Origin of the sequence: Methanosarcina sp. KYL-1 (genome assembly GCF_024372725.1) — an archaeon.
Classification (GTDB): domain Archaea; phylum Halobacteriota; class Methanosarcinia; order Methanosarcinales; family Methanosarcinaceae; genus Methanosarcina.
This window is the reverse complement of the sequence record NZ_VOUA01000029.1, coordinates 25,884-52,610: the sequence shown is the minus strand read 5'-3', so window position 1 is coordinate 52,610 and position 26,727 is coordinate 25,884. Positions and strand designations below refer to the sequence as shown.

Genomic DNA, 26,727 nt, shown 5'->3' with positions numbered 1-26,727 from the left:
TAGTGTATAAAGCTGAATGGTTCGGGAAAACCCTGTTAAGGATAGGGAGGTTTGAGCCATCAACAAAGCTTTGTAACGTTTGCGGGTATCACAATTCAAACATAACTCTGGATGTTAGGGAATGGGAGTGCCCTGGGTGTAAAACAAAACATGACAGGGACATAAATGCCGCTATTAATATCAAAAAATTTGCACTTCAAGCTCAAAATCCGATTGTAACTTGACACCTGCGGAACGTGGGGAAGAGCCTGTGGACTTGCGGAGCTTACTCCGGGGAATGAAGCAGGAAGCCCATTCCTCAAAACCTGAGCCGTCAGGCGAAGGTTTTAGGGAGGGGTAGTTCACGGATGTGCCCGTATAACTATAGAATATGACGTTTACTTTGACCATGATCCCCACTTTATTGAAAACTTTGTTTCGATAAAGAACTTAAAAATAAAAGTAAATCCCGGAAAATTCCGGACGGCCCCTTCTTAAAATTACTTTATTTATCCTTTATATATTTGAGCTTAAAGAGGATTTTCTCTACCGGTTACAAAAGGCCTTTCAACCCGGAGTCTCAGGAATCCCGGGAATGAACTTAAAAGCAGCCTGCCTTAAAATAAATTACATCAAAATAGTTATTAAGCAATAAGCTGTATAAATCGACATGCCCTCCCTTTCCATCGTAATGCCTTCGATGAATGAAGAAGAAACTATCCGGACATGCATAGAAAAAGCCCATACAGTATTCAATAAATATGGGATTGAAGGGGAGGTAATTGTTGCTGACAATTCTTCGGATAGGACCGCCGAAATTGCGGCATCCATGGGGGCAAAGGTGCTCGGCCCTATCAAGGGGTACGGGAATGCGTATCTAACGGGACTTGCGTATGCAAGCGGGGACTACATAGCTATTGCGGATGCCGACAATACCTATGACCTGCTGGAGCTGCCGGGATTTCTGGACCCTCTTATGAAAGGTGAAGCGGATTTCGTAATAGGTACGCGGCTCAAAGGTGATATCAAGAAAGGAGCCATGCCCTGGCTGCACCAGTACATCGGAAACCCCCTCCTCACAGGCATGCTTAACCTGCTTTTCAAGACAGAGATCTCGGATGCCCACTGTGGGATGAGGGCCTTTACGAAAGAAGCCCTTGAAAATATGAACCTCAAGACCCACGGCATGGAACTGGCATCCGAAATGATAATAGAAGCCGCAAAAAGCGGGCTCAGGATAAAGGAAGTCCCTATAAGTTACTACTCACGAAAAGCCCCCTCCAAACTGCGCTCCTTCCGGGACGGATGGCGGCATGTACGGTTCATGATGCTGTACCGCCCGATACCTTTCCTCTACCTTCCCGGAGCTTTTGTCTTCATCCTCGGTTTTCTCATAACTACAACCCTCCTGCTGACAGGAAACGCCGTCGTAAACAGGCTTCACTCCTTCATTTTAGGCAGCATGCTCTTAATCATTGGCGGGCAAATCCTGGCCACTGGCGGGTATATGAAAACATACGGCCTGATCCACGGGATCTACAAGAATAATAACGGCAGTTCTAAAAAATGGCTGAGCTACCATTCCCTTGAAAAAGAACTGCTTGGAGGCTCCCTTATCCTGGGCTCCGGCCTCATCCTCGGGCTGAAAGTTGCCTACAACTGGATTATTTCCGGATACGGGTCTCTTGAAGAGGTGGAATCCGCAGTTATTTCAATGGTCCTTGCGGCAGTTGGGTTCCAGCTGATTTTTTCTGCAATCTTTGTAAGCGTAATGCTCCTTGATACGGACGCCGACTGGTGAAATAATGAAAATCGCCTTCGTCTACGACGCTGTCTACCCCTGGGTCAAAGGCGGCGCAGAAATGCGCATTCATGAGCTTGGAAAGCGCCTGGCAGCCCGCGGGGACGAAGTGCACCTCTTCGGAATCAAGTGGTGGGAAGGCGAAGATGTTCTTGAATATGAGGGCATGACCCTGCACGGAGTCTGCAAAGCCAGGGACCTCTACGTTGGTGGAAAGCGTTCTATTTCCGAAGCCCTGTTGTTTGCCGCAAAACTGTTCTACCCTCTCCGGAAAGAAAACTTCGATATTATTGATGTGAGCGTCTTTCCTTATTTTTCCTGTTTTACCGTAAAAGCGGTCTCGGTTTTAAAAAAGAGCCCTGCAGTCTATACCTGGCATGAAGTCTGGGACGATTACTGGTATGAATACCTGGGAAGAGCCGGGTTTTTCGGAAAAATGGTAGAATACGCGGTCGCAAAGATTTCCGCGGATAATATAGCGGTTTCTGATTGGACAAAGAAAAGGCTTGAAACTCTTGGAGTCCCTGAGGATAAGATAAAGGTAGTCTCAAACGGGATCGATCTTAAAAGGATTTCCGGGATCGAAGCGAAAGGATGCCGGGCTTCTGCTGGAACGGAAAGATGCCGGGTTTCTGTTGAGCAGGAAGGAAAACGTTATGATGTCATTTTTGCCGGGCGGCTCATTAAAGAAAAAAACGTCGGTGTCCTGATCAAAGCGGTAGCTCTCCTGAAAGACGACTTTCCGGCTCTCAGGTGCTGCATTGTGGGGGACGGGCCTGAAAAAGCAGCGCTTGAGAAACTTGCGGATGAAACCGGCATGCAGGAGATTGTGGAGTTTGCGGGTTTTCAGGAGTATGAAGCCCTCATAGGAAAAATAAAAGCCTCAAAAGTATTCGTGCTGCCTTCTTCCAGGGAGGGCTTCGGGATGGTGGTGATCGAGGCGTTTGCCTGCGGGGTGCCGGTGGTGACGGTTAAGGAGAAGTATAACGCAGCGCAGGGGCTGGTAGAAGATGGCGTTGACGGGTTTATTGTGGGGCTGGGGGAAAGAGAGATTGCAGAAGGGGTGAAGAGAGTAATTAAGGGAGATGAGATGAAGGGAGATGAGGGAAATTCATCATATGGAGAAATGTCTGTTTCTGCCTTTCTCAAGGCTGAAAAATATGGTTGGGACGAGGCTTTTGTAAAAATCCTCTCACACTATGGAAAATTAACTGAAATAAAAACAAAAATAAGGAAAAACTTGCCTAAATAAGGATAAAATAAGGAAAATTTACTGAAAATAAGGAACAAAAATAAGGAAAAGTTTACTGAAATAAGGAGCAAAAATAAGGAAAAGTTTACTAAAATAAGGAGCAAAAATAAGGAAAAATTAGTTGAAATAAGAGGAATTTAAATAAAAAAAGAAGAAGAGAAAGAAATCACGTTCAATTGAAATCTTCTGGAGAAATTTCTTCACAGCCCCGGTCAAAAGGTTGCAGTTTCCAGGTAAGGTTCCTATTAACAAAATAATTCCAGAAGAAAACAACCAGTATCCCGATAAAATTCGAAATCATGTAGTATACTCCCAGAAAGTCGGTAAGGGAGTACAGTATCCCCATGTTTATCAGGAGACTTGCAATTGAAACGCACTGGAAAGACAGGAAACGGTGAAATCTGCTTTCCCTGTGCGGAGAGAGGTTCTCAGGCGGCTTAAATGTCCAGATGTCATTCCAGATAAAATTATTTATGATCGATAACTCTATTGCAACTGCGCTGGCTGTGAGAAAGTAAAAACCGGAGTATTCTGTCAGCAAATACAGGGCTCCCATATTTACCGCTATCCCTGACAGCCCCACAAAACAGAACCTGGACAACCTCTTCCATTCATTCCAGACAGAATTATCCCGCACATCAATGGAATACTTCGTGATATTGAGGACCTGCTCAATATATTCAAGAATTATTTTCAGAGATAATTTGCTCTCCCCGCCCTTTCTATCGCTAAAGGTGAAGGGAACCTCTGATATCGAATCCCATCTCCCCTTCCCGAGGATTTCCATTAAGATCTTATATCCCCTGGGTTTGAGGGGGGCTCTCTCTACAACCTCTTTTTTTACGGCGAAAAAGCCGCTGACAGGATCCGTAACTTCAGGGAAAAGGATTCTTCCGAGACCTGTGGCCCCGAGGGACAGGACACGGCGCTTCAGTGGCCACTGCCTTATGCCCCCTCCCCGGATATACCGGCTTCCGACAACTACTTCATGTCCCTTCTTTATTTCTTCGTAAAAGCGCGGGATCAATTCGGGAGGGTGAGAAAAGTCTGCGTCTATAACCAGAAAAAGTTCCGAATTCGCCTGTTTAAAGCCTTCAACTACGGATTGGGAAAGTCCGTGGTCCTCATGCCTTACAATTATCCTTACATTCCCGCATTTCCTGGAGATATTCCGGACAATTTCAATCGTCTCATCCCGGGATTCATCGTCAACGACCAGAATTTCCCCGGAAATTCCACTTTTTGAGAAGCTTGAATTAACTGCATGGATGATCGAAGCTATATTGTTTTCTTCATTGAAAGTGGGGATAATTACCGTTATTCCGTATTCAGTGTTCATTTTTTGCCCCTGAGTTTCATTTCTGCCTCAGATAATCAGGTTAAAGCCATTGCTCCAGAAAACCATCAAGCAGCCCTGCAACAGGGCCAGAGACAGTATAGCAATTTCCTCTGAAACGCGTTTTTCAGTCAGGTCAGCCAGCAGAATATAGATAGGAAAAATTACCAGGATGAACCTGGGCATGGACATTATTCCCGTAAAAAGGGGAACTAACATTGAATATATCCCGAAGATCCAATAAGAAACCCTAATCCTGTTATAAAATAACAGAAAAACGGAAAGAGAGACTGCCGCAAAAACGGCTTCGAATTTAGAGTTAATGTTTGAGTCAAAGGCATCTAGCAGCGTAAGCAGTGGGCTTCCGAAATGCCTGCCCCAGGCTGCCTGGGCATGGGCGAAAGCCAGGAAATCCCCGGTAAGATAGTAATTATAAGCCATGAAGACAGCCAGGCCCAGGGGGATTAACAGGAGGTATGAAAGCCGTGATAAAATGGGGATAAGATCATTCCTGAAACTTATTAAATTTGTCAGGCTTTTTAAATTCTTCAGGCTGACTCCCTTACTAAACAGAGGTTGAAGGCCTTCATAGAGCAGGGGCAAAACGATGAGGACCCCTAAAGACCTTGTAAGGGCCAGGAAGAAACCCAGTCCTCCTGCCAGGTGCCACCTATCCGTCCTGGCATAATAGAAGCACATCAAAACCAGCATAAGGTAGAGGGACTCGGTGAAAACTCCCGATAGGATGAAAGAAACGGGAAACAATAATAGATATTTTATAGACCTGAGAGCGCTGGCATCGTCAGCATCCAGTTTTGCCAGCTTATACAGATAAATGCAGGATACGATTAAACAGGCGTTGGAGATCAGCAGGCCTGCAATATAATTATCCGTAAGAATGAAACCAATAAGTTTCATGAGCAGAGGGTAAAAAGGAAAAAATGCAAATTCCGTAAAATGCCGGGCCAGTTCATCCGGAGATATTGCAGGATAGCCCTTTTGAGAGATGCTCATATACCAGCCGGTATCCCAGACTCCCCAGATATCTAACCAGAGGTGTTCTGAATAAACCCACTTCTTCTTATGAAAAGATTTCAGTGCAATACTGGATAATACACCGATGAGTGTCAGGAAAATCCTTGTGGTGAAGAACAGGATCAGAGCATACCTGATTTCAGGGTCTTTTAATCTGTTTTTAAAAAATGAAATAACATTCATAACATTTCTCCGATTTCTTGCTGCACTCCGGGTTTAGCTACACTCTATAAAATACCATAAACTACTATTTTATACTATTTACAGAATCTGCAAAAAAACGTTGAAAATTAATTTACAGGTATAAAATATCGATTGAAGCCGAAAGGTATGAATGTGAAGAGATACACCGAACTATATATTGTGAGGAAACCGGATGAGGATTGCAATCTTCCATGATTTTGTCGGCGCGATAGGTGGTGGTGAAAAATTAATATTCACACTTGCAAGGGGACTTAATGCAGACGTTATTACTACGGACCTGGATACTGAAGCCGTTGAAAAAATGGGATACGAAGATATAACCATAATAAGCCTGGGAGAAACGCCGAAATTGCCCGGCCTTAAGCAAACCGTGGCTCTATTTAAGTATTCAATGTGCGATTTTTCAAAGGAATACGATTTTTTTATTTTTTCCGGAAATTGGGCTCATTTCTCTGCAAGAAAGCATAAACCAAACATCTTTTATTGCCATACTCCGGCAAGAATATTTTATGATCTTTACGATTTTTTCAAGCAAAAGTATTCCGTTTTGTCTTCTCTGCCGTTTATATTTTGGGCAAAAATAAATCGGGAGTTATATGAAATATCTCTATCCAATGTATGCATGATTGCTACAAACTCCCTCAATACCCAGCGCAGGATTAAGAAATATCTTCTAAGAGATTCAACTGTAATTTATCCTCCGGTTGATACTTCAAAGTTTACTTTTAATGAATGCGGAGATTTCTGGCTGTCTGTAAACCGTTTGTATGCTGAAAAACGCGTGGAACTGCAGATCGAAGCCTTCAGACGTATGCCCGATGAAAAATTGATTATTGTGGGGGGCTATGTAAATGGTTATAAAGCGTCTGAATACGAATCCAAATTGATGTCAAACCTTCCGGGGAACGTAAGCTTGATAGGAAGCATCTCGGAAGAAGAACTGCTGGATTTATACTCCAGATGTAAAGGGCATATTACAACTGCCATGAATGAAGATTTCGGTATGACAGCTATTGAAGCCATGGCAGCAGGGAAACCCGTAGTAGCAGTAAACGAGGGTGGATACCTCGAAAGCGTGGTCAATGGGGAGACAGGAGTACTGACAATACCGGATGTCGAAAATATAATTGAAGCTATCAGGGTTATTTCTGAAAATCCTGAGAAGTATAAGGCTTCCTGTATTGAGAGGGCAAAAATGTTCGATAAATCAATATTTATTGCAAAGATGCTTGAAGCTATAAATAAGGTGAATAACAACTATAAGGGGTCTGACATTAAATAAATGACCTGACATTAAATGGCATTCTCCACCGGAGAATTGCATAAGTTTCCTGTAAAAATAAAGGCTGATCCTCGTGGGGTGTTTGATGAATACGACAAAGAGGTCCATATTTCTAATCTTCATCATATTCTTGATCCCTTCTCCCGTGATAGCTGGTTCAGAAGAAGGAAATCATATATTCTTTGATCTTTCAACAAAAGGTTTTTTCGGGCTTCAAAACTCAGGACCGGCCGGTTTCAGTGAACTTGCAGGAGGTCTTGAAAGTTTAGGGTATGTTGTAAATGACAATTCTATGACTAACTCTAACTTTGGCTATTTAGCTGAATCGAATTTGCAGGAATCTGACCTCGTTGTAATTATTAATCCTAAAAGAAGCCTGGAAAATACCGAAACCTCAAACTTAATGAATTTTGTTGAAAACGGAGGAAATTTGATTGTGATATGTGATTCGCCTGAATCCATATTCAATTCCAATCTGATTCTTGACCCATATGACATTTATTTCAAACGAGAATATCTTTTGAATACTCACGTTAACATTTCAAAGAACAAATCCGTAAATTTAGGCTGTTCTATCCCCCTGGAAGAATGGAAAGTTTATACGGAGTCTACAGCATTTGAGGAAAATCCTTTTAGATTAAATGGTAGTTCCGAGATTTCAAAAGATTTGTTCTTTGAAGAAGAAAGAATTGGGGAAGAACATACAATATTAATGGCAAAGAATTTCCGGCAAGGAAAAGTAATTGCTCTCGGGAACAAGGACTTTCTTACAAACTACAGGTTCAATGAAAATCGAGAACTTTTGTATCTTGTCCTGAATTACATCGAATCTGAAGATAATGAGGAAATGCAAGAATTGTCATACAGGCCCTCCGAGTTTTCCATTCCCTTTAAAGACGGAAAAATAAGTTTTGTGGAATTTTCCCTGGAAAATAAAAACAATAAGAGTCCTGTGTACGGGTCCATTGAGATTCCGGAAATTCTTAGAGACGTTGTGGTCCCCTTTGAAAGTAACTTCACAATCGGCCCCGGAGAGAATCTGGACCTGAACTTCCTGTGCCGGAACTTAAACGATGAATACGGATACGTCAAAACTACAATTGTACTGAAAGTCAGGTATAATGAATTCAGTGAACCCTATGTCTATAAAATACCTGTCGAGGTCGTCCGTACATGAAGAAATACTCTGTCATGATTTGTGGTTTGATTCTTTTATCCATGATGATTTCGGCGGCTTCAGCTTCTGAAAATATCAGCATCAATTATTATCAGGAAGATATAGGGGACGTAAATCGATACTGGTATGGGGAAGGAGAAATCTTCGCCACTGACCTGGGGAATTCTTTTGAACTATATAAGAATGGAAATGATATCGTATCCTATACGTCAGATGCCGCCGTGATCAACGTTTCTGAAGAAAGGATCCAGTTTCTGGCCGCTAAAAATGGAAATGAACTACATGCACTCTTCATGAGTCCCGGACCGGAGGGCCACGGTTTATTTACGCTTGAGTTTTCAAACCCCCGTGTTTCTGAAAAAGGGAAACAAAATGTAACCATAAGCATTGAAAACGCAGAGAAGGTCCTCTATCTTAATGGCCCTGTCCTCCTTGAAAACGAAAATATTTATTCCGAAGGCGATTTTAAGGTCATACAGCTTGAAACTTCACAGAACAATATTAAGATTATATATTTAACAAAGCTTGCCTACGGTCTCTTTTCAAGCATAATCGGGATCTCATTATTCGGTTTTGTACTTTTCGTTCTGATGATTCTCAGAAGGCGTACAATAAAGATAAAAATTAATCGGAGACTTCAGGCATTAATCAGGAACATTCCCTTTGGCATTTCTGAGTCGAACAATGGGATAGAATTCAAATTAAACAGAAAAAGTCCCTCCTCTTTTTCAAATTCTTCAACGGAGAAGAAGGCAGGAGATGGGAATAGCACCGTTTCATTCAGGATTCCCAGGGAAATTATTGCAGGCATCTTCGTGCTGATGCTTTCATATATAATTTACAGGTCACTTGTTGCAATGATTTCCGCTTATGTTGCGGAAATAGGCATTGCAACCTATCTTATTGCTGGGATGCTTGCAGGTGTAGGCCTGATGATGTTCCTCCTGCTGTTAAGTATTAGCAATGAAAAGGAATTAAACGTAACAATGTCCATTTTTGTGGGTGGGATCATGCTTGTGATGTTCACCAGGCTTGGCATCATTATGATTCCTGTAGCGATTCTTGTGGCTTTAATGGTCTACGGGCTTAACAAAGCCTTCTTCCTTAAGCTTGAAGATTCAGATGAGGAGCCAAATGAATGAAAATTTTTGCGTCAGAAGAAAATCTCCTTACCCCGCTGGGGGGAGGAGAACTTTCTTTTGAAACACTCATATCCGGGCTCAGTATAAATAATGAAGTGCTTACAGTCGGAAAGCATGTAAAAAACCCTCATGCAGTACCGTTTCCCTCATCCTCTATCCCCCTTTTTGAAACAAATACCTATATGCTAAACAAATACTTCGTATTCAAACAGCTTGAACGTTCCTTAAGCCGGAAAATGAGGAACTTTTCCCCGGATCTCGTTATTACACAACAGGACTTTGCAGCCCCGACAATAAAAATAGCTTATGAAGAAAAGATACCTTCCATAGTCTTCATGCGGAACTACGAGCATATCTGTCTCTGCGCAAACCCTGAAAGCAACTGCAACAGGAATTGTTCGGTTTGCTATGGTTACTCTTCCCTAAACCCTTACAGGTATTTTGTTAACGCTGTTTTTCGGTATGAAAAAGAATGGATTCCCAGAGCATCACTTATTCTTTCGAACAGTCATTATATGGCTTCAGTTGTAAAAGATTGGTTTGGTGTGGAATCCCACGTAATCTATCCTTTCGTCAGGGAGATCAGCGTTAGAGAGCAAAACCCTGAATACATCACGTTGATCAATGCCTCAAAGCACAAGGGAATCGAGACATTTTTAGAAATTGTTAGAAAACTTCCGGAAAAGAAATTCCTGGTTGTGGGGCATAACCCAGAATACATCGATTTTTCAAAATATCCTAATATCACATATATGCCCTGGGCAGATCATCCCGAAACTTTCTATTCAAAAACAAAAATCCTGCTCGTGCCCTCCCTGTGGCCGGAACCTTTTGGGAGGGTCTGCGTGGAAGCTGCCTTTTGCGGGATTCCTTCGATTGCAAGCCAAATCGGAGGGCTTCCTGAAGCAGTAGGAGAAGGAGGAATACTTATTGAAAACTATGGAGACCCCGAGAAATGGATAGATGCGATCTCCCTGCTAGAGGACGAAAATAAATATAGGGAATACTCTGAAAAAGCCGAATTCCATGCCTTGAAGTTTAAGATTGAAACTAATATAAGGGAATTGAAAAACCTGGTAAAAACCAGGCTTGAGCTGGTAATTTAAAAAAGAATCCTGGATAAAAGAATTTCAAGTTGACTAGGAACCGTAAACTGATTGAAACAAATTTTCCAGTTTTTTAGCTTCATTTTCTAGATTATACTTTTCTATAATAATATGTTTTCCTGCTTTTCCCATATTATTACGTAAATCTTTATTTTCACATAGTTTAATTATGGCTCTCGAAATTTCGGTCTCATTTTTCTGAGGAACCAATATTCCGGAAATTCCATCTATTACTAACTCAGGTATACCGGAAGCATCCGTTGAAATTACAGGAATTTCCATTGCCATTGCTTCCATCATCGCAACCGGGATACCATCACGATCACCATTTTCAGCCACAATACAGGGCAGGACAAAAATGTCTGCCTTATGATAGTTTTCTTTTAACTCTGAGTCGGAAACATCTCCTTTGAACTGTATATATGCCTTTACATTTTGATCCATGGCCAATTGGTTTAGTGAATCATGCAGGTAGCCTGAACCGATAATAGTAAATTTACAGCCAGGAAATTTCTCAATAACTGAAGGAATAGCTTTTACCAAATATTCGATACCTTTTTTTTCGACAAGTCTTGAAACCGTAAGAATATTTATTGTTGAATCATTCCCTTTTTGTCCTTTTCCAGGATCAAATTTAGCCGGATTTATTCCACATCTAATAACTTCTACATTGTTTTTTAGTCGAATCGTCTCTTCTAAATATTTTTTATTGTAATCCGAGATAGTGACAACTGCAGCTGCATCGTCCATAATACTTCTGAGCTTTTTGAAATCAGGTTTAAAATAAATATCTTGTGCGTGAGTTGTTAAAGTAAAAGGAATCTTTAGCAGGCAGCTTAACTCTTTAGTATAAATCCCAAAATTAGCAAAGTGAGAATGTATTTGTTTTACATCTTCTTTTTCAATTATTGTGGCAAAGTATGCTATTTTTAATGAGCTTTTTGGAAGCCTTAAGTCGTGTATTTCATAAAAAATAGACCTGGAAAGAAAATATAAAAATTGAACAATGTTTAAAGTAAAAACGTTCCTGATATCAAAATAATATGTTCGTTTCAAGATATCGAAATTTTCAACTTCATCGTGAAAAATTTCCTCATGAGGGGTATTCATCGAGAATATTAAGACATCAGTACCACCATTTAGCTGTTCAGTAATTTCATTTAAAATAAATGATTCCGAAATTTTGGGAAAAGTATCTAAGAAATAAGCAACTTTCAAATTTTCATATCTCCTACTTCATTCCGTACACTTGACGGAATCCATTAAAAATTTATATTGAACAGGTTGTAGAAATATAATTACTTCAATTAAACCAAAAATAATTACTTCAATTAAACCAAAAAATTCCCCTACTATTTTTGCTTCATCGGGCAAATGCTTTTATTACCAATTTAATACTTTCCTTGATAAAAGACCTATCGTAGGAATCAAAAATAATGGGTTTCCACCATTCATTTTTACTCACGTACGAGTATATCCACAGTTTCGTAATTGCACCCAGGATATAGGCTATACTTGTAGCAATTGCCGCACCTTTGATCCCAAACCTCGGAATCAGGACTATATTGGCCAGCACGTTTACGGTAACGACAACCAGCTCATTGTAACAATTCAATTCAGGTTTTCCGCGAGCAGCGATATCATTGGAGAGCACCCGGGCCATGCTATATATTGCCACACCGGGAAGCAACCATAGGAGTGCTCCGAAGGCTGGAGCGAATTCTTTCCCGAAAAGCAGGTTAATGAACGGAAAAGCCACCAATGCAATAATTGCCGCACCCAAAGAGGATGCAAAAAGCACCCATCGGGCTATCAGAGGTGTAAGTTGTTTTCTCTTTTGCTCTTCCTGATGGAGTTCCGAGAGGTGTGGCAGGATTACTGCACCTACGGAATAGGAAAGTATCCACAATTTCTCCGCAATCAGAACTGAAATAGAATAGATCCCCGTTGCCGCTGGAGACAGGAAAAAGTTTACTAAAAAAATGTCGGCTTTATAGTTTACGAAAGCCAGCATGTTGCTCAAATGGGATTTCCAGCCGTAATTCAGGCATTCCCGAAGATAGTTTTTTGACCCGGAACCTATCACTTCTTGTTTATTTCTCCTTATATGAGACCGCAGCATACCCAGCCCGATCAGGAGTCCAACTACGTTCCCTCCGATAAAAGAGAGTAGAGCTCCCATAACTCCCGTCCTTAAGATTCCGACCAGTATTAATGCAAAAACAAGCGTCAACCCCGGAACAAGCAAAAGAAACATATTATAGCTTTTGAAGTCCTGGACTCCCTGAAAGAAACCCTCCAAAAATGCCAGGAGTAGGATAACCGGAAATGCCAGTGTCCCCAGCCACAGCAAGAATTTCGGCACTCCCGGAAACCAGACTTCACCCTGAGTGATGATTACCGCAGAAGCGGCAAGGCAGCCAATTAAGCTTAACACGGCCCATAGCAGAAAGCTCGTTTTCGCAGCCTGCACCGGTGTAACTTTTCCTGAAGCAATGAAGTAAACGTTTGATGAAGTCACGCCAAGATTTAGAAAAGTTGCAAGAGTAGAAGGGAGGAGCAAACCCATAGCATACAGGCCACTACCTTCAGGGCCAAGGATGCGGGCTAGAAGGATGTAGAGGCCCAGGCCGAAAACGATGGAAAGACTCTGGCGTGTAATCGTCTGAAAGGAATTGATCCCAATTTTCTTGAGTCCCAGTTTTTCACTGCTCTGTTTCATGAGCTATCACACAAAACTCCGGAATTATTAAAATCTTTTGAATACAGTTTTCATTTATGCCCGAAGAATAGTTCACTAAAAGGTAAATGATTAAAAAGATTTACTGAGGTATAACTCAATAAAACTGTAAACAGGAATAACAAAGGATAAAATTTCCACTGAGTATATTCAATATTAAGTCCGGGATATATCATTTTTACAGTAAGATGTAAAAACAGGGCATGGATCAAATAAATCCCGAAGGATTCTCTACCCAATTGAAAAATGAAGTTCGAACAAAGGTTATTATTTTTTGATAGTATAAGGCCAAGCCGAAACAACACAACAAAAATAAGTGTAAAATATATGGGGAACAACATGTGAGGTATACCCACATAGTAGCTAGGAATTTTGAAGTAGTCCCCGTACCGCAATAAACCGTATATCCAGAAACTTGACATGAATAATGTCACAGGGGCTAAAGTTAACAGATGTCTGCCTCTTAAACCTAAAATCTTTTTCCTGACATCAGCGTAATTTTTGCATATGTAGATTCCAAATAGAAAATAGAATACATGAGAAACAAATGCTCTATCCATTATAACATTAATTGTGGCATATGAGTACTGGTTGAAAAGAGAAGCCATAACGATCCATATATCCTGAAAAAATGCGCTTAAAGCCAGAAGTAACAGAGGGTTCCTTTTTTCGGCAAACCTCTGGTATATACCTATCGTAGCCGGGTACAGGACATAAAATTGAAGAATCAGGGGAATGAACCACAGGTGTCCATAACTATTTCCTGAAAAAAGATTTACAAGAAATTCTCCCACGGAAGGAAACTTCAACTGCCCGTTAAATAAATAATCGGGAAGAATGAGATAAATTGCAGAAAATACCATATATGGAGGTATAACTGCCCTGGCCCTTTTTACAAAATAAGTTTTCCTTGAAAAACGGTCTCCGTATTTCAAAGCCAGGACAAAACCCGATACAAACACAAACATTGGGACTGCAAACCTTACAAATACATATAAGATCAGACTTGAGATAACCAGAGCGTTAACCTCGGGTATATACCTGAAATAGTCAAGTGTATGAATGCTGATTACTGCGAGTATGGCAAAGGCCCGAAGATAGTCAAGCTCTATTATTCTTTGGGTTTGCATTCACTGCTCCATTGTAAAGAACAAACAAATGTAAATTGAACATGACAAATTTGAACATGACAAATTTGAACATTAAGACTATAAATAGTTCAACAGTATTATAGAGCCAAAACAACTTATAAGCCTTACTCAATAAACAAGCTACAGCAAACCCCCGGAGACGTGGAATGTCGACGATCCCCTTTATCATTATCATACTGATAACTCTTCTGAGCATCCTGATTTCTTATCATTACCGTGAGAAACTGGACAAGCTGTACAATTCGGAGGATGAAGTTGATATAGAAAAAGAGGAAGAAGAACAAAGAGCAATAAAATTTGAAGTAAAACACCCTTCAATGAACAAAATTCCGATAATAAACTTTCTGGCAAGACAATTCTATAAAGAAGGCTCATCTGTTTTCGGCCTGGCTGCAGTATTCACAGCATTTGCCGCTGTGAGGGCTCCATATATGAACTACTCTTTCGCAGGGGTTGCCCACTGTGATAAATACGCCACACACTTGCCAAATCTCATCAATATGTATAAATACTTGAATCCTTTTTTAAATCAGAACTACTCTTACATCTCAATCTTCAATGGCCTGGATACTTATTCCAGAAGTTTAGGTTACTTCCCTTTTTTTGAATGGACTTTTTTGCCTTTTATGCCCCTTTCGGAATTCATTCCACTTGAAATCCTGATCCGAAACCTGTTGACTATTTTAGGCATATTACTACTATATCTTATATATCGATTTTTCAACAAACTATTCACTAAAAAAATTGCATTAATCGGAACTTTACTTCTTGCTTTTAACCCGGTTTTCCAGTTAACGACTTATGTGACGGTAATGGACCTGCCCTCTTTGATATTCATGTTTGTTGCCCTAAACCTGTACCTCGACAAAAAAGAAAACTTGGCTTACCTCTTTTGCGGATTATCGGTTTTGATGAAATATTCCTTTTTGCTGATCATTTTCCCGACCCTGGCGTTATTAATTCTCTTCAAAGAGAAAAGTGACCTTTACAGTCTAGCCAAACTGGGATTTTTGAGCATTCTTCCAACCCTTTTATTCAGAATCCTTATAAACCCGATTCCTGTTACAACCCCTATCGAAGGGATTATAAGATTGCTTCTAATGCCTTTTTTGATATATGTAATCTATGACTTAATAAAAAAACACGACGACAAATTTAGAAAGGCAGCAGAAAACATTAGCAAAAATATAAGATATATTTTGATATTTCTGTTACCGCTAATTTTAGTCTTTCTTATCAAGGATCCGATCACCAGACTTGCAGCTGATTTTTTGACGGATGAAAATCTGATTTTCAACTGGAGGGTGTACCTGGAAATAATAAACATGGTTAAAGGAGACGTCCCAGCAGTTCTATTTTATGTATTTCCCGCCGGTTTGGTGCTGAGCATATTTTATAAGAAGGCAAGAACAGAGACTCTGGCATTTGCACTTTCCAGCGCAATTTACCTGATAGCAGCTTCTAAAGCAATATATTTCCATGTCTACTACAAACATGTATTTATTGTGGTCCTTATCCTGTATTCCCTTTACATTTTGCTTTTGATCGAAAAAACCAGGCTTAACAAAATTTCCAAAAATCTAGTCCTTTTTTTAGTAGTGCTTCTCTTGATACTACCTTCCTATAGTGATTCAAAAGAGACACTCAACCACGATATTCCAGGCACCAGGGAGATGTCCGGATATCTGGAAAAAAACCTGGGGGAAAATGATGTTATTTTAAGGACACAAACCACCCCAAGGATATTTTCCTTATATAACAACGCAAAGGTATGCGGACATGCCTTTTATGGAGATGAACAGGCCACCATAAAGAAAAGTATCAAAGATACAGGATTCGTTGAAACCTTTAGCCAATGCGGTGTTAAATATTATCTTTCGGAGGGCGAAGGTAACTTTGAGGAATTCACATATCTGTTTGTCGATGAAATTGAGGAAAGCCCTCAGGTTAGAACAGATGTGATACTTTCTGTCATAGGCCAAGAAGAGTACTATTCTGTTGATATGGATGAATATTACAATCAGTATAGACCGGATCAATACTTTGTGTTGGAGAAAACAATTGGAAACTGGTACCTTTACAGGTTAGAATGAAATTGAGGGACGGTCTTTGCGGGGATAATCGAAAAACCCGAGGATCAGGAGTTATCTTTGTATTAGACTGCAAAGACGCAGAATGTCTCATCTACCTGGAAGTTCAGGGGGCGCAGGAACCTTATCAAAGCAAGAATTAAGAAGATAGAAAGAGGAATAAGAATAAAGAGATCTTTCCTGCTTTTCATGGTTGTGGTAAAATACATCCTTTAATTAATATAATTTAGGGAAGAGTTGTGGTTTCTTGAATAAAGTCAAATATACCTGTGAACAAAAGAAATATTGAGAAGAACATAGAGGAAGGTCAATAAAGAGATAGGTCAATAAAGAGATAGGTCAATAAAGAGATAGGTCAATAAAGAGATAGGTCAATAAAGAGATAGGTCAATAAAGAGATAGGTCAATAAAGAGATAGGTCAATAAAGAGATAGGTCAATAAAGAGGAGGGTCAACAAAGGTAGATAAAAAGGAGGAGTAAAATGCACTAGAGATATTAAGCTGATTAGATTGTGTAGAAAGGTATGTCTATAGGTCAAACCGAAATTATTTCAGGAATAAAAATCAAAAAGTTTATACGAACATATACCCTTGTTTTTGCCATATATTTTTAAAATAATATAGTGGAGATTTAAGTGTCTGATGTGTCAACTCAATTCATTTTTATCACTACTTTTATTGGAATATTGACCTTATACCTATACCGAGATGACTTAAGTAGATTATCCACTCTAGAGAATAATGATGTCGAAAAAACAGAAGAGTCGAATAGAACTAAAGAATTCAATGAAAAATTTCCAAAGATTGGTAAGATCCCTTTTTTGAGCAATTTGCTTAAATGGGGTTATAAGGACGGATGGTGGTATAGCTCCTCCGTACTTATATTGTTAACTATTTCATTTATTTTGAGAATTTATCGGTTAGGAGACCTTTCCCTCTGGTGGGACGAAAGAATCACAGGGATGGTCATTAGAAGAATTTTGGAAGAGGGAGCTCCACTATATCCCTCTGAACTTAATTACTATTGGAGAGGAGTAGCGTACCATTATATTGTCGCTGTTTTTTCATTTATTTATGACATGAATGAATTTTGGCTTCGTTTTCCAAGTGTGATTTTTGGTATGGGAATCATATTTCTGTCTTTTTATTATGGTAGGAAAGTGAACAAATTTGTAGGTTTACTGGTCCTTCTATTTTTAACTTTTTCTCCCTATAATCTTGAATATTCAAGATTTGCAAGATTTTATATTATGAATTCTTTTTTGTACATGCTCTCAATCTATACAGTATATGAAGGATTTATTAAGAATGATCTAAAATATAAGATTGCCTCCTTAGTGATATGTATCATAATGGTTCATACTGTTCAGCTTGGAAGCTCATTTATATTCGTTCTAGGTACTTATTTTGTATATGAATTTTTTATCATTCTAAGGTCTAAAGAAAAGATGCCTGTTCTCAGGAAAAATGCTGTCAATTTTTTCTTATTGGGTTTAACAACCTATTTTTGCCTCTCTGGCAATTTATTTAACAAATTTCTTAGTGTTCATTATACATTCGCATATCAGCTTTTACCCACACTTGCTCCTAAATCATATCCGTTAATTAAAATTCCAGAATGGTCTTTTTTTGAATTTTCAGCAAAATACTATCTTTTTCCCCTTTTTGCGATTCTTTGTATAGTTCCCGCACTAATGCCAATAATCCGATCAAATAAGGAAAAATGTTCATATTTTGAATATATGTCTTTAGTTTTCATTCTATCGGTTATTGGTTTTGAAATCGCAAACAGGAATGTAATAGGTCCACGAACGTACTTGTTTTTAGATGGCCTCTTCGTAATATTGTCTATGTCGAGCATATATATAATTCTAAGAATCCTGTTTAAAAACGAGGTTTATGTAAAGTTTCTTAGTTTATCCATTGTAATCATTCTTGTATTTTCAATCCAACCTTCATTTTATGAGATATTAACACTTGATTATGGTGATGACATAACAAACGATCCGTTCAGGACTACTAATGTAGCAGCGTACAGAGCCGACTACAAAACTACTTCTAAATATATTACGGAAAAAATAAACAATGAGGATATTTTAATCTCTGTTATGGAAGCTCCATATTTTTATTTAGGGAGAACACCCAATTACACATTAAATCAAAATGATAGATGGAATACGTACTCAATTTTTGATAATGGAAATTTTATATACACTGATGACGGATCACTTTTAATAAATAAAGCAGACGACATTTATGAAATAATTGAATCCAACAAAGATAAAAAAGTATGGTTGCTTGTAAATGGAGCAAGTATTCACGTATTGTATACCGTTCATGTAAGGGAAGATTTTCTTCAATTTTTGGAAAAAAATATGGATAAGGTTGTTTATGAATCTCCTGATGGATACAGCAAAGTATTACTTTTTAATGCAGTTCCTGGAAATACCACAGAATAGTGTATATAAACAACTTACAATCTAATCCACGAATGAATTTATAAAGACATCTCACGAAAAACATTATATTTTTTGGCTCTTCGCTACTCTGGATGTAACTCACAAAAGCAAATACTTCTTAATTGAAACTTTAGTCTTACCCACAAATAATGGCGAAGAGTCTAAATATTCAATAATGGGCCCATACTCTATTAACTTCAATCCAGTTCAAAACAAAATATGGTATATATGATATTGATGTAGCAATAGAGGCACCTACGGCTCCATAGCTAGGAATCAAAAGATAATTTAAGATAATATTCAATACTATAGCTATTGAAAAGTTAATTGCTCTTTTCTTTGCTAATCCTTGATAATTCAAAAATGAATTAAAAAATACACATATAGATACACATCCAAGATATAAGGTTAATATTCTCAATGGTAATATAGAACCTGTATATTCTGGTCCAAAAATTAGCGGGATGAGTATCCCGGAAAACATCAGGAGTCCTATAATAATAAAAAACATTACTGCAGCATTTGCTCTCACTAACTTATCGAATATTCTTTTGAGATTTTTTTTATTATCCTGATTCAATTTAGCAAATATAGGCATTGTACCCATTTCAATGGCCATACTGATTTGAGGAATTTTTATAACAATTTGTTTCGCAACAGCATAAACTCCAACTTCTCCATCTGTTGACAAAAGACCTAACATTATCGTATCTATTTCAGTTGCAACGAGGAATCCAATACTTACAAAAAATAAAGGGATGCCGTATCGAAAAATTTCAGTCGAAAGATTATAGTCTGTTTTGTTAGAAGTATGTAAAAAAAAGTTATTGTATAGGATAAAGATCCCAAATAGCGAGGTAATAAAAGTTGCAATAAGATAGGAATTTATAATGCCTGTAAAGCTCATTGCAAGATTTGTATATAGGACAACAATTCCAAATTTTAAACCATATTCTAAACTAGTTATTATAAAATTATATTTAACACGATGCAATCCAATAAACACTGATTTTAAGAATTCTACTAAACCACAAAGAAAAATCAAAGGCGTAGAAATTAATAAAAGAAACTCTAAGTCTTGTCTGTCTATGAAGGTTAACAAGGGTTTATAAGTCAAAAAAAAGAGCAATGTGAATCCAAAACTCAATACAATTCTTATTTTGAAGGAACTTTTTAATACAGAGTATAATTTGTCAGTATTATTATATTGAGCAATAAATTTCATTGCAGAGGCATTAATACCAAAATAAGATATTAGAAGTATTATGGAGAGTATTGAAAAAAATAAAGACCAGGTGCCAAATTTTTCTACACCTAAGTTTCTGGCGAGATATATATTCAACATAAAATATAATCCGAACGCCATGCCTTTTGTAGCAAAACTCCACATTGTTTCTTTGAACATTTTATTTTTAAATAAATCTGTTCTTTTAAAACGTATACTCTGAATATCAATCATCGTGTTCTTCCTGAATCCTACTAAATTCTACATGTAAGTCAGAGGCTATATACACTTTTGAAAACTACACATATAATAAATGTTTAAAGTAGAATGGTTCTAAACAAGAGCAATCAGAAATTGCTAATATATTATGATATTAACCTGGATTACGAATAATCACCGTGTTTGAATTACCGTGTTTGAATTACCGTGTTTGAGAGATTTTTTTTCAGAATATAACTTAAGAAATTCTGTTTTCATATCAGTATTTAAGGGTCCATCCAAGACCTCACAAAGGATTGAAGATAAGTAACCATCGCTTTCTAAATATGGAAAAAATTCATTCAGATTTATTTCTTCGTATTCTATTAGTATACTATAAAGAAGGCATAGATAATCATAGAAAGTAGGCAAATATTCTGAATCAGTATAATCAATAAGGAATATTTTCTCCTCACCAAGAATAACATTTGTAGGAGTTAGATCCCCATGAACATAAGCAAACTTATCCTTATATAAATGTTTCAATTGATTGCAGATTTTAATATATATATTCAATGAATCTATTATATCGAGATTTCCATTCCTTATCTCACTAATAAAAGAAGCTTTTTGTAAAAAGTCATATCTTAGAATCATTTTTTCGTAAGACTCAATAGAATACCTCGGGATCTGAAGATCTAAATTTTGCATATCCAAATAATAAAAATCGAGAAATTTAAGTTCTCGTTTAAAAAAATCAAAACTACTATTCTTTTTCAATATGTAGAGATTATGATTTTCTTCGCACAGAAAGATGATATTACTATAGTTCCCAGTACCTTTTCTACAAATTAAATAATTGGAATTATTACAGACACATTTAATATAACGGTTAAGTCTTAATGTAAAGTACATTTTTATGATTTTTAAAAATAATGACCTCAAAATAGTAAATAATTTTTTAATCATGGTACTTTTTACATGAGGGGTGTCTAAGAAATAATTGTAAAATATGGAAAAAGCATTATAATCGTTTCTTACTAAATATTTCCCACCCCTTAAACATATATATTTAGAAGTAGTTAATTCTGTTTTTGACATATAAACACCAGATCATATGCTAGGTATTTAATAAAAGGAATCCTTTGTAATAAACTATCGACATGACAAAGTATCCCTGAAGGAAAAAACCTATACAGAACCTTAGGTACAAAACCTATCCCATAAAAAGAAACAATTTTCAAATTGTATTTTTCCACAATTTTTTCAGTTTCCCAGTAGGACAAATGATTGAGCCTCCTCCCCCACAGTGACCTAGCTATAACATAAGTGATCAACCTATAACTATATTTATTTCCGTGAACGTTAAATATGAGGAAACTGTGATTGTTTTTTAGTTTATCATGGATCAGCTTTATCGCCAGATCTCTCAACTCAGGCTGTGCATTTAACACAAAGCGGAAAGATGTGATTAAATCAAATTTTTGCATTTCCAATACATCATCCACAGTCAAATCTGCATTAATTAATTTTGAGTGAGTGAGTTTTGATTCTGCAATCTTTAACATTGAATCTGAAACATCCACCCCAACTAGATTTTCATTAATAGCTGACAAACTTTCTATATATGAGATGATTCTCCCAGTACCACAAGCGAAATCCATATAATCAATAATTCCATTTTGATCCTTTAATAAATAGAAATATTTTGCAAGGATTTTTTTCTCAAAATTCCAAATTATTGAATCGTAACTATTTTTAGAGTATATCTTGTATTCATAATCATGGCTGATCTCATCAGATATATGCGAATTTCGATAATCTTCTACTAAGTCAGATTCCACCATAAAAACCACTGATGCCCCAAATATAACAAGTTACTCAAATGTCAATACTTAAAGATATATAAAACTCCATTTATATTAGTTAAATAAACTTTGGTATATATCCTCCAATGTAGAGATGTAGTATCTTCGTGAATACTTTTGGGCATTGTTAATACCATGAATTCTCAATGTATTTTTCAGGTGATGATTTGTATAAATTAAGTCTATATTTTTTGCTAAATCCTTTGCATTTCCAAACTCAAATAATAATCCGTCATCTCCATTCTTAATAATTTCATTCAAGGACTCAACATCACTGGCAATTACAGGAACGCCACAAGCTTGAGCTTCAATGACTGCTATACCAAAAGATTCAAATTCAGAAGGGACAACTAAGACATCGATTTTTTTGTAAAAATTCAACATTTGTTTTACATAGCCTAAGAAGATTATATTTTTATTAACTTGCAAATGTTCAGCTAATTCCATTAATTTCTTTTTTTCTTTTCCTTCACCTGCAATTAACAATTTAACATTTGGAATTAAAAGATAAGAAACTGCCTTGATTAAGTATTCACACCCCTTTATACTGTCCAACCGACCCGCAAACCCTATGATAAAACCGCTCTCATTTCTATAAGATACTGTTTTATCACTCTCATATTCATCCAAAAATTGTAGATTTAAGTTTTCTAAATCTACAAAATTATACAGTACTTTTATCTTTTCCCGAGGTATTTTTGCATAATTTATAAGTTTATATTTAGTTGCTCTGGACACACCAATAAATAGATCTACATCCCCTTGAACATAATTTAAAAAAAAATTATAATAACTCTGATTCCTAAAGATTTTCCCATGTTCATGGAATATTAGTTTAATATCTTTAAAATATAATTTTTTTACCACATACCCTATAAAAAAAGACTTCAAAAGATGGCAGTGTAATATTTGAATATTATTTTTTTTAATAATAGATTTAAGTTCATGAATTGACATTAAATCATATTTACTATTCGTGTTTCTGGTTATTATTTTTTTATAATTGCTTGAAAAGGAGTTTTCTCTTAATGCATAACAATAGACATAGTCCTGACTATCATAGTATCCTACAATTCCCTCTACAACCTTTTGTGCTCCACCAAGACCCATTTTATCAATAACATGTAGGATATTCATCCAGATCTACCACCATACTATATTGCACAATCAAATATTAACAATCCGCAACTTTACAGATGGTATAAAGATATTTCCCACTCTCAGTCGGCTTTATATTGTCCACAAATTCAAACCTTACAAGACAGTTTTCACCCATGATTATTTTTACTTTATTTGAGATTTCAGCAAAATCTTCATTTTTTGGCTCTTTATATTTTTCGACCCTTATGAGAATATCCTCGAAATCTTCCTGAATTACTTGGAATCTCCGTATCCAATCCTTGAAGAAGAGGCGCTCAACTATAAAATGAGAATGAACTAGAGAACCATCTCTTTTTTTGAAATAGCCCAGCGTTCTACCGTGTATTTCTTTCAAAGAAAATACGTATCTCCCACAGCTGCATTTTGAATACCCACCAGAAACAACCACATCACCAATGTCATAACGGATTAAGGGCATAGAGTAATTCTCTAAAGAAGTTACGATGATCCTGCCTTCATCCTCTGCTCCGACAATGTTATTCTTTTGATCCAGAACTTCTACATAATTAAACCATGGAAATGTATGAAGATCGCCCTTAGCCTTGCACTGGCACGCAATCCACCCAACTTCTCTTGAACCGTATTCATCATACACAGGACATTTGAATGTATTTTCGATAATATTTCTCTCAGTATCATTTAATGGATTAATAGTTGTTATCATTAATTTAGGGGGATGAAATTCAATATTTTTATCAAGAACTATCTTTGAAAATTCAAGCGCAGAATCAGCATAACTCCAGTATGCATCAGGTCTGAATTTATTATTTAAATAAACAAGTTTTTCAACATTTTCCTTATTAAGATTGTATGAATTGAAAAATTTTCTGTTATATAGATAATTTATTATTTTCTCCTTATAAGCCAATGTACCTTCAATTACATCCCGACTTGAGCCCCAGAACTTTATTTCTCGATTCCCTAGATCCTTACCTAGATATTTATTTACATGAATCTTTGTTGAAATATTCCATTCATCGTATTGTTTGTCCTGAAGGAACGTAACTGGTTCTCCCGTAGAACCCCCAGAAGTGTTTTTGTAGTGTTTTCTTTTTGCATAATCGTGCGAATAGAGATTTTCTCTTTCTTTTCTAATTATATCCTTTGTGAGCAGGGGCATATTCTCAAAATTCTCTAGATGGACTTCGCCATTTATTATCACCTTTGCTTCAGGGAGAACTTTATGATAATAAGGCACATTCTGATATGCATGTATCAATAAATTTTTCAGTTTTTCATTTTGGTATTCTTTTATTTTCTCTGCAGATAATCCATCTACATATCCAATTTCTGTCAATATATTAGGGATCTTGCTTCCTGTAAGATATAATAGAGTATAGATCAACGGTTTTCTCCAGTTCATTGAATCGCCTGATATGCTTTGTAATAATCCTGGGCAACTTTTCCCCAACTCATATTTTCTGCGATTTCCCGGGATTTTTGTCCATGTTCCCTTAACAACTCGTGGTTATCAAAATATTTGTTCAAGGCTTCTTTGATTGATTTTGGGTTCTCTGCGCCCACCAGAATCCCATTTCCACTAATCAGTTCCTGAGTTCCACCAGTATTAGTTGTAATTATCGGCAAACCTGAAGCCATTGCTTCCAAAATAGTATTTGACATTCCTTCATTTTTGGACGGCAGAACGAATAAATCACTTGATGAATAATAGGAAGGCAATTTTTCATGAGGGATATATCCTAAAAATTCGATATATTCAGAAACGTTCAAATTTTGAGCGAGAGATTCTAATTGTCCCCTCATATTTCCGTCACCAATAATTTTTACCTTTATATTTGTAATATTGTCTTTAACAAGAAGACTAACAGCTTTTATAAGGTCCTCAATCCTTTTTCTCTCAATCAATCTAGCTACCGTTAAAACTGTGAAGTGCTCATTTTGAGAATCTACTTTTGGAAAGAACTGATCAATAGTAATCCCATTGAAAATGATCCCAATATCAACATACTCTTCAGTTTTTAATGCTAATTCTTTTAACCCTTTACTATTTGCAATAACAGCTCCAGAGTCTCTCCATACTTTTTTAATAATTGGCTTCAAAAAAACATATTGAAATGAAAACCTATTGTTAAAACCAGGAACATCAGAACCTCTCAGTGACACTATATATGGAAGATTTTTTCTGAAAGCCCAGGCAATTCCTCCACAAGGAATCCCAAAGAAAGCATGAGCAAGGTCATATTCTTTAAGATTAAGCTTTTTTATATACCTATATGCTTTCCAGGAATACGACAGAATTTCTTTCTGTGTCCAATAATGAATTTTATTCTTGCTTATCGGAAGTTTGTGGATAACAACATTTGCTCCCATCTTTTCGATTTCAAATTTTGAATTTGCCGAACTCGTAATTAGATCCACTTCAATATCATTTCTTAAGGAAAATTCTTTAAGCATATAATAAGTGGCGTTTGCAGCCCCTCCCCCAAGAGGCGGATACTCATAATTCAACATTAATATCTTCATTGTACCACATATATCCCTTTTATGATCTGAGACTTCCTCCACTATTCGGGAACACACACCATTAAATCAAGTAGTTCTTCCTTCCGTTCTGCCCGTAATAGATCTTCAGCAGGATATCCGCAAGAATCCCTGTTGCCAGAAACTGTACGCCGACAATGATCAGGAAGATTCCGACAAGAAACAGAGGTCTATCACTCAAGCTGACTCCATAAACCAATCTCATAACCCCAAGGTACATGGATATTGCAAATCCCACAAAACCAAAAATCAGACCCGTACCCCCAAAAACATGAATAGGCCGCACAGAATACCTCTCCCAGAAGGTAATGACGAGCAGGTCCAAAAAACCTCTGAACAGCCGTTTCCACCCGTATTTGCTGGTCCCGTATTTCCTTTCCCTGTGGTTGCTCTTGATTTCCCCTACCCTGTAGCCTTTCCAGCCGAGCATTGCAGGGATATAGCGGTGAAGTTCCCCGTAGAGTTCGAGGTCCTTTACACACTCTTTTTTGTAGACCCTGAGTGTACAGCCTGAGTCGTGGACCTTTTCACTGGTAAGTTTTTTTCGGAGGCAGTTGGCAAATTTAGAGTTAATCTTTTTTGAGAATGTGTCTTTTCGGGAATAACGCCAGCCGCAGACTACATCAAGGTCTTCTGTTTCCAGCTTCCGGAGGAGGGCAGGGATGTCTCCGGGATCATTCTGTAAGTCCGCATCAAGGGTAACAATATACCTGCCTTTAGCATGGTCGAAACCGGCTCTTAATGCAGCGCTCTGTCCGAAATTTTTCCTTAATTTAAGGACTCTTAACAGGCTGTCGGTTTTGCTCAGTTCGGTAAGCTTTTCAAAAGTTAAATCCGTAGAACCGTCATCCACAAAAATGATTTCATAGATTTTGCCGAGAGGGTCAAGGGCTTTTTTAATTTCCCCGTAGCAGGGAACGACGCTTTCTTCTTCGTTATAAGCGGGAATTACAACTGAGAGTTCGACATCCATTCCGCATACCTCTCAAGCCCTTTTTTAACCGTAACTTCAGGTTTCC

At 37.4% G+C, this 26,727-nt stretch carries 22 protein-coding genes; 9 read left to right on the top strand and 13 right to left on the bottom strand.

Going from position 1 to position 26,727, the window contains the following annotated elements; translation table 11 throughout:
• The 3 genes from FTO70_RS15215 to FTO70_RS15205 form a co-directional block, all read left to right on the top strand.
• Positions 1-224 (top strand): transposase (locus FTO70_RS15215; protein ID WP_255336617.1); only part of this gene is annotated, 224 nt, incomplete at its 5' end.
• Positions 225-649: 425 nt separating this feature from the next.
• On the top strand, positions 650-1,780 hold the full coding sequence (locus tag FTO70_RS15210) for a glycosyltransferase family 2 protein (RefSeq protein ID WP_255336616.1): 1,131 nt from the start codon (positions 650-652) through the stop codon (positions 1,778-1,780).
• A 4-nt stretch (positions 1,781-1,784) separates the two neighbouring features.
• Positions 1,785-3,032, top strand: coding sequence for a glycosyltransferase family 4 protein (locus tag FTO70_RS15205; RefSeq protein ID WP_255336615.1), 1,248 nt, complete (start codon positions 1,785-1,787; stop codon positions 3,030-3,032).
• Between the two features lie 172 nt (positions 3,033-3,204).
• Here FTO70_RS15205 and FTO70_RS15200 read toward each other — a convergent pair whose 3' ends face one another.
• Positions 3,205-4,371, bottom strand: a complete 1,167-nt coding sequence (locus FTO70_RS15200) for a glycosyltransferase family 2 protein (RefSeq protein WP_255336614.1) — start codon at positions 4,369-4,371, stop codon at positions 3,205-3,207.
• Between the two features lie 27 nt (positions 4,372-4,398).
• Positions 4,399-5,286, bottom strand: coding sequence for a hypothetical protein (locus tag FTO70_RS15195; RefSeq protein ID WP_255336613.1), 888 nt, complete (start codon positions 5,284-5,286; stop codon positions 4,399-4,401).
• 493 nt (positions 5,287-5,779) lie between these two features.
• On the opposite strand from FTO70_RS15195, the gene FTO70_RS15190 reads away from it, so the two are divergent.
• The 4 genes from FTO70_RS15190 to FTO70_RS15175 all read left to right on the top strand — a co-directional run bounded on the left by FTO70_RS15190 (position 5,780) and on the right by FTO70_RS15175 (position 10,314).
• On the top strand, positions 5,780-6,889 hold the full coding sequence (locus FTO70_RS15190; protein ID WP_255336612.1) for a glycosyltransferase: 1,110 nt from the start codon (positions 5,780-5,782) through the stop codon (positions 6,887-6,889).
• An 85-nt stretch (positions 6,890-6,974) separates the two neighbouring features.
• Entirely contained in the window at positions 6,975-8,066 is a 1,092-nt protein-coding gene (locus FTO70_RS15185; RefSeq protein WP_255336611.1) for a DUF4350 domain-containing protein, read from the top strand.
• The gene (locus FTO70_RS15180; protein ID WP_255336610.1) at positions 8,063-9,208 is read left to right on the top strand and encodes a hypothetical protein; all 1,146 of its coding nucleotides are present in this window, start codon (positions 8,063-8,065) and stop codon (positions 9,206-9,208) included. Before FTO70_RS15185 ends, FTO70_RS15180 begins: the two co-directional genes overlap by 4 nt.
• Positions 9,205-10,314, top strand: a complete 1,110-nt coding sequence (locus FTO70_RS15175) for a glycosyltransferase (RefSeq protein ID WP_255336609.1) — start codon at positions 9,205-9,207, stop codon at positions 10,312-10,314. The genes FTO70_RS15180 and FTO70_RS15175 overlap by 4 nt, the downstream gene beginning before the upstream one ends.
• Positions 10,315-10,347: 33 nt before the next feature.
• Here the strand turns inward: FTO70_RS15175 and FTO70_RS15170 are convergent, their stop codons facing one another.
• The 3 genes from FTO70_RS15170 to FTO70_RS15160 form a co-directional block, all read right to left on the bottom strand.
• Positions 10,348-11,532, bottom strand: coding sequence for a glycosyltransferase (locus FTO70_RS15170; protein ID WP_255336608.1), 1,185 nt, complete (start codon positions 11,530-11,532; stop codon positions 10,348-10,350).
• 145 nt (positions 11,533-11,677) lie between these two features.
• Positions 11,678-13,036: a flippase gene (locus tag FTO70_RS15165; protein WP_255336607.1), complete on the bottom strand. Its 1,359-nt coding sequence runs from the start codon at positions 13,034-13,036 to the stop codon at positions 11,678-11,680.
• A 50-nt stretch (positions 13,037-13,086) separates the two neighbouring features.
• A complete protein-coding gene (locus FTO70_RS15160) occupies positions 13,087-14,184 on the bottom strand; it encodes an acyltransferase (RefSeq protein ID WP_255336606.1) in 1,098 nt (365 codons plus the stop codon).
• 167 nt (positions 14,185-14,351) lie between these two features.
• On the opposite strand from FTO70_RS15160, the gene FTO70_RS15155 reads away from it, so the two are divergent.
• Positions 14,352-16,298, top strand: coding sequence for a glycosyltransferase family 39 protein (locus tag FTO70_RS15155; RefSeq protein WP_255336605.1), 1,947 nt, complete (start codon positions 14,352-14,354; stop codon positions 16,296-16,298).
• Between the two features lie 62 nt (positions 16,299-16,360).
• Here FTO70_RS15155 and FTO70_RS15150 read toward each other — a convergent pair whose 3' ends face one another.
• Entirely contained in the window at positions 16,361-16,486 is a 126-nt protein-coding gene (locus FTO70_RS15150; RefSeq protein ID WP_255336604.1) for a hypothetical protein, read from the bottom strand.
• Positions 16,487-16,930: 444 nt separating this feature from the next.
• Between FTO70_RS15150 and FTO70_RS15145 the strand changes: the two genes are divergently transcribed.
• A complete protein-coding gene (locus FTO70_RS15145) occupies positions 16,931-18,754 on the top strand; it encodes a glycosyltransferase family 39 protein (protein ID WP_255336603.1) in 1,824 nt (607 codons plus the stop codon).
• A gap of 169 nt (positions 18,755-18,923) precedes the next feature.
• Here FTO70_RS15145 and FTO70_RS15140 read toward each other — a convergent pair whose 3' ends face one another.
• From FTO70_RS15140 to FTO70_RS15110, 7 genes are all read right to left on the bottom strand, one after another.
• Positions 18,924-20,213, bottom strand: coding sequence for a flippase (locus FTO70_RS15140; protein ID WP_255336602.1), 1,290 nt, complete (start codon positions 20,211-20,213; stop codon positions 18,924-18,926).
• 159 nt (positions 20,214-20,372) lie between these two features.
• Complete coding sequence (locus FTO70_RS15135; RefSeq protein ID WP_255336601.1) at positions 20,373-21,278, bottom strand: RIO1 family regulatory kinase/ATPase; 906 nt, start codon at positions 21,276-21,278, stop codon at positions 20,373-20,375.
• A complete protein-coding gene (locus tag FTO70_RS15130) occupies positions 21,260-22,024 on the bottom strand; it encodes a class I SAM-dependent methyltransferase (protein WP_255336600.1) in 765 nt (254 codons plus the stop codon). The genes FTO70_RS15135 and FTO70_RS15130 overlap by 19 nt, the downstream gene beginning before the upstream one ends.
• Before the next feature lie 75 nt (positions 22,025-22,099).
• Positions 22,100-23,155, bottom strand: a complete 1,056-nt coding sequence (locus tag FTO70_RS15125; protein ID WP_255336599.1) for a glycosyltransferase family 4 protein — start codon at positions 23,153-23,155, stop codon at positions 22,100-22,102.
• Between the two features lie 64 nt (positions 23,156-23,219).
• Positions 23,220-24,569, bottom strand: a complete 1,350-nt coding sequence (locus tag FTO70_RS15120) for a hypothetical protein (RefSeq protein ID WP_255336598.1) — start codon at positions 24,567-24,569, stop codon at positions 23,220-23,222.
• Positions 24,566-25,732 (bottom strand): glycosyltransferase family 4 protein, encoded by a 1,167-nt coding sequence (locus tag FTO70_RS15115; RefSeq protein WP_255336597.1) that lies wholly within the window; start codon positions 25,730-25,732, stop codon positions 24,566-24,568. The genes FTO70_RS15120 and FTO70_RS15115 overlap by 4 nt, the downstream gene beginning before the upstream one ends.
• A 19-nt stretch (positions 25,733-25,751) precedes the next feature.
• Entirely contained in the window at positions 25,752-26,681 is a 930-nt protein-coding gene (locus FTO70_RS15110; RefSeq protein WP_255336596.1) for a glycosyltransferase family 2 protein, read from the bottom strand.
• Positions 26,682-26,727: the final 46 nt, after the last annotated feature.

What these genes read in the sequence shown, in the direction of transcription:
- FTO70_RS15210 (WP_255336616.1), top strand. Translation starts at nt 650, where the DNA reads ATGCCCTCCCTTTCCATCGTAATGCCTTCGATGAATGAAGAAGAAACT.
- FTO70_RS15205 (WP_255336615.1), top strand. Translation starts at nt 1,785, where the DNA reads ATGAAAATCGCCTTCGTCTACGACGCTGTCTACCCCTGGGTCAAAGGC.
- FTO70_RS15200 (WP_255336614.1), bottom strand. Translation starts at nt 4,371, where the DNA reads ATGAACACTGAATACGGAATAACGGTAATTATCCCCACTTTCAATGAA.
- FTO70_RS15195 (WP_255336613.1), bottom strand. Translation starts at nt 5,286, where the DNA reads ATGAAACTTATTGGTTTCATTCTTACGGATAATTATATTGCAGGCCTG.
- FTO70_RS15190 (WP_255336612.1), top strand. Translation starts at nt 5,780, where the DNA reads ATGAGGATTGCAATCTTCCATGATTTTGTCGGCGCGATAGGTGGTGGT.
- FTO70_RS15185 (WP_255336611.1), top strand. Translation starts at nt 6,975, where the DNA reads ATGAATACGACAAAGAGGTCCATATTTCTAATCTTCATCATATTCTTG.
- FTO70_RS15180 (WP_255336610.1), top strand. Translation starts at nt 8,063, where the DNA reads ATGAAGAAATACTCTGTCATGATTTGTGGTTTGATTCTTTTATCCATG.
- FTO70_RS15175 (WP_255336609.1), top strand. Translation starts at nt 9,205, where the DNA reads ATGAAAATTTTTGCGTCAGAAGAAAATCTCCTTACCCCGCTGGGGGGA.
- FTO70_RS15165 (WP_255336607.1), bottom strand. Translation starts at nt 13,036, where the DNA reads ATGAAACAGAGCAGTGAAAAACTGGGACTCAAGAAAATTGGGATCAAT.
- FTO70_RS15160 (WP_255336606.1), bottom strand. Translation starts at nt 14,184, where the DNA reads ATGCAAACCCAAAGAATAATAGAGCTTGACTATCTTCGGGCCTTTGCC.
- FTO70_RS15155 (WP_255336605.1), top strand. Translation starts at nt 14,352, where the DNA reads ATGTCGACGATCCCCTTTATCATTATCATACTGATAACTCTTCTGAGC.
- FTO70_RS15150 (WP_255336604.1), bottom strand. Translation starts at nt 16,486, where the DNA reads ATGAAAAGCAGGAAAGATCTCTTTATTCTTATTCCTCTTTCTATCTTC.
- FTO70_RS15140 (WP_255336602.1), bottom strand. Translation starts at nt 20,213, where the DNA reads ATGATTGATATTCAGAGTATACGTTTTAAAAGAACAGATTTATTTAAA.
- FTO70_RS15135 (WP_255336601.1), bottom strand. Translation starts at nt 21,278, where the DNA reads ATGTCAAAAACAGAATTAACTACTTCTAAATATATATGTTTAAGGGGT.
- FTO70_RS15130 (WP_255336600.1), bottom strand. Translation starts at nt 22,024, where the DNA reads ATGGTGGAATCTGACTTAGTAGAAGATTATCGAAATTCGCATATATCT.
- FTO70_RS15125 (WP_255336599.1), bottom strand. Translation starts at nt 23,155, where the DNA reads ATGGGTCTTGGTGGAGCACAAAAGGTTGTAGAGGGAATTGTAGGATAC.
- FTO70_RS15120 (WP_255336598.1), bottom strand. Translation starts at nt 24,569, where the DNA reads ATGAACTGGAGAAAACCGTTGATCTATACTCTATTATATCTTACAGGA.
- FTO70_RS15110 (WP_255336596.1), bottom strand. Translation starts at nt 26,681, where the DNA reads ATGGATGTCGAACTCTCAGTTGTAATTCCCGCTTATAACGAAGAAGAA.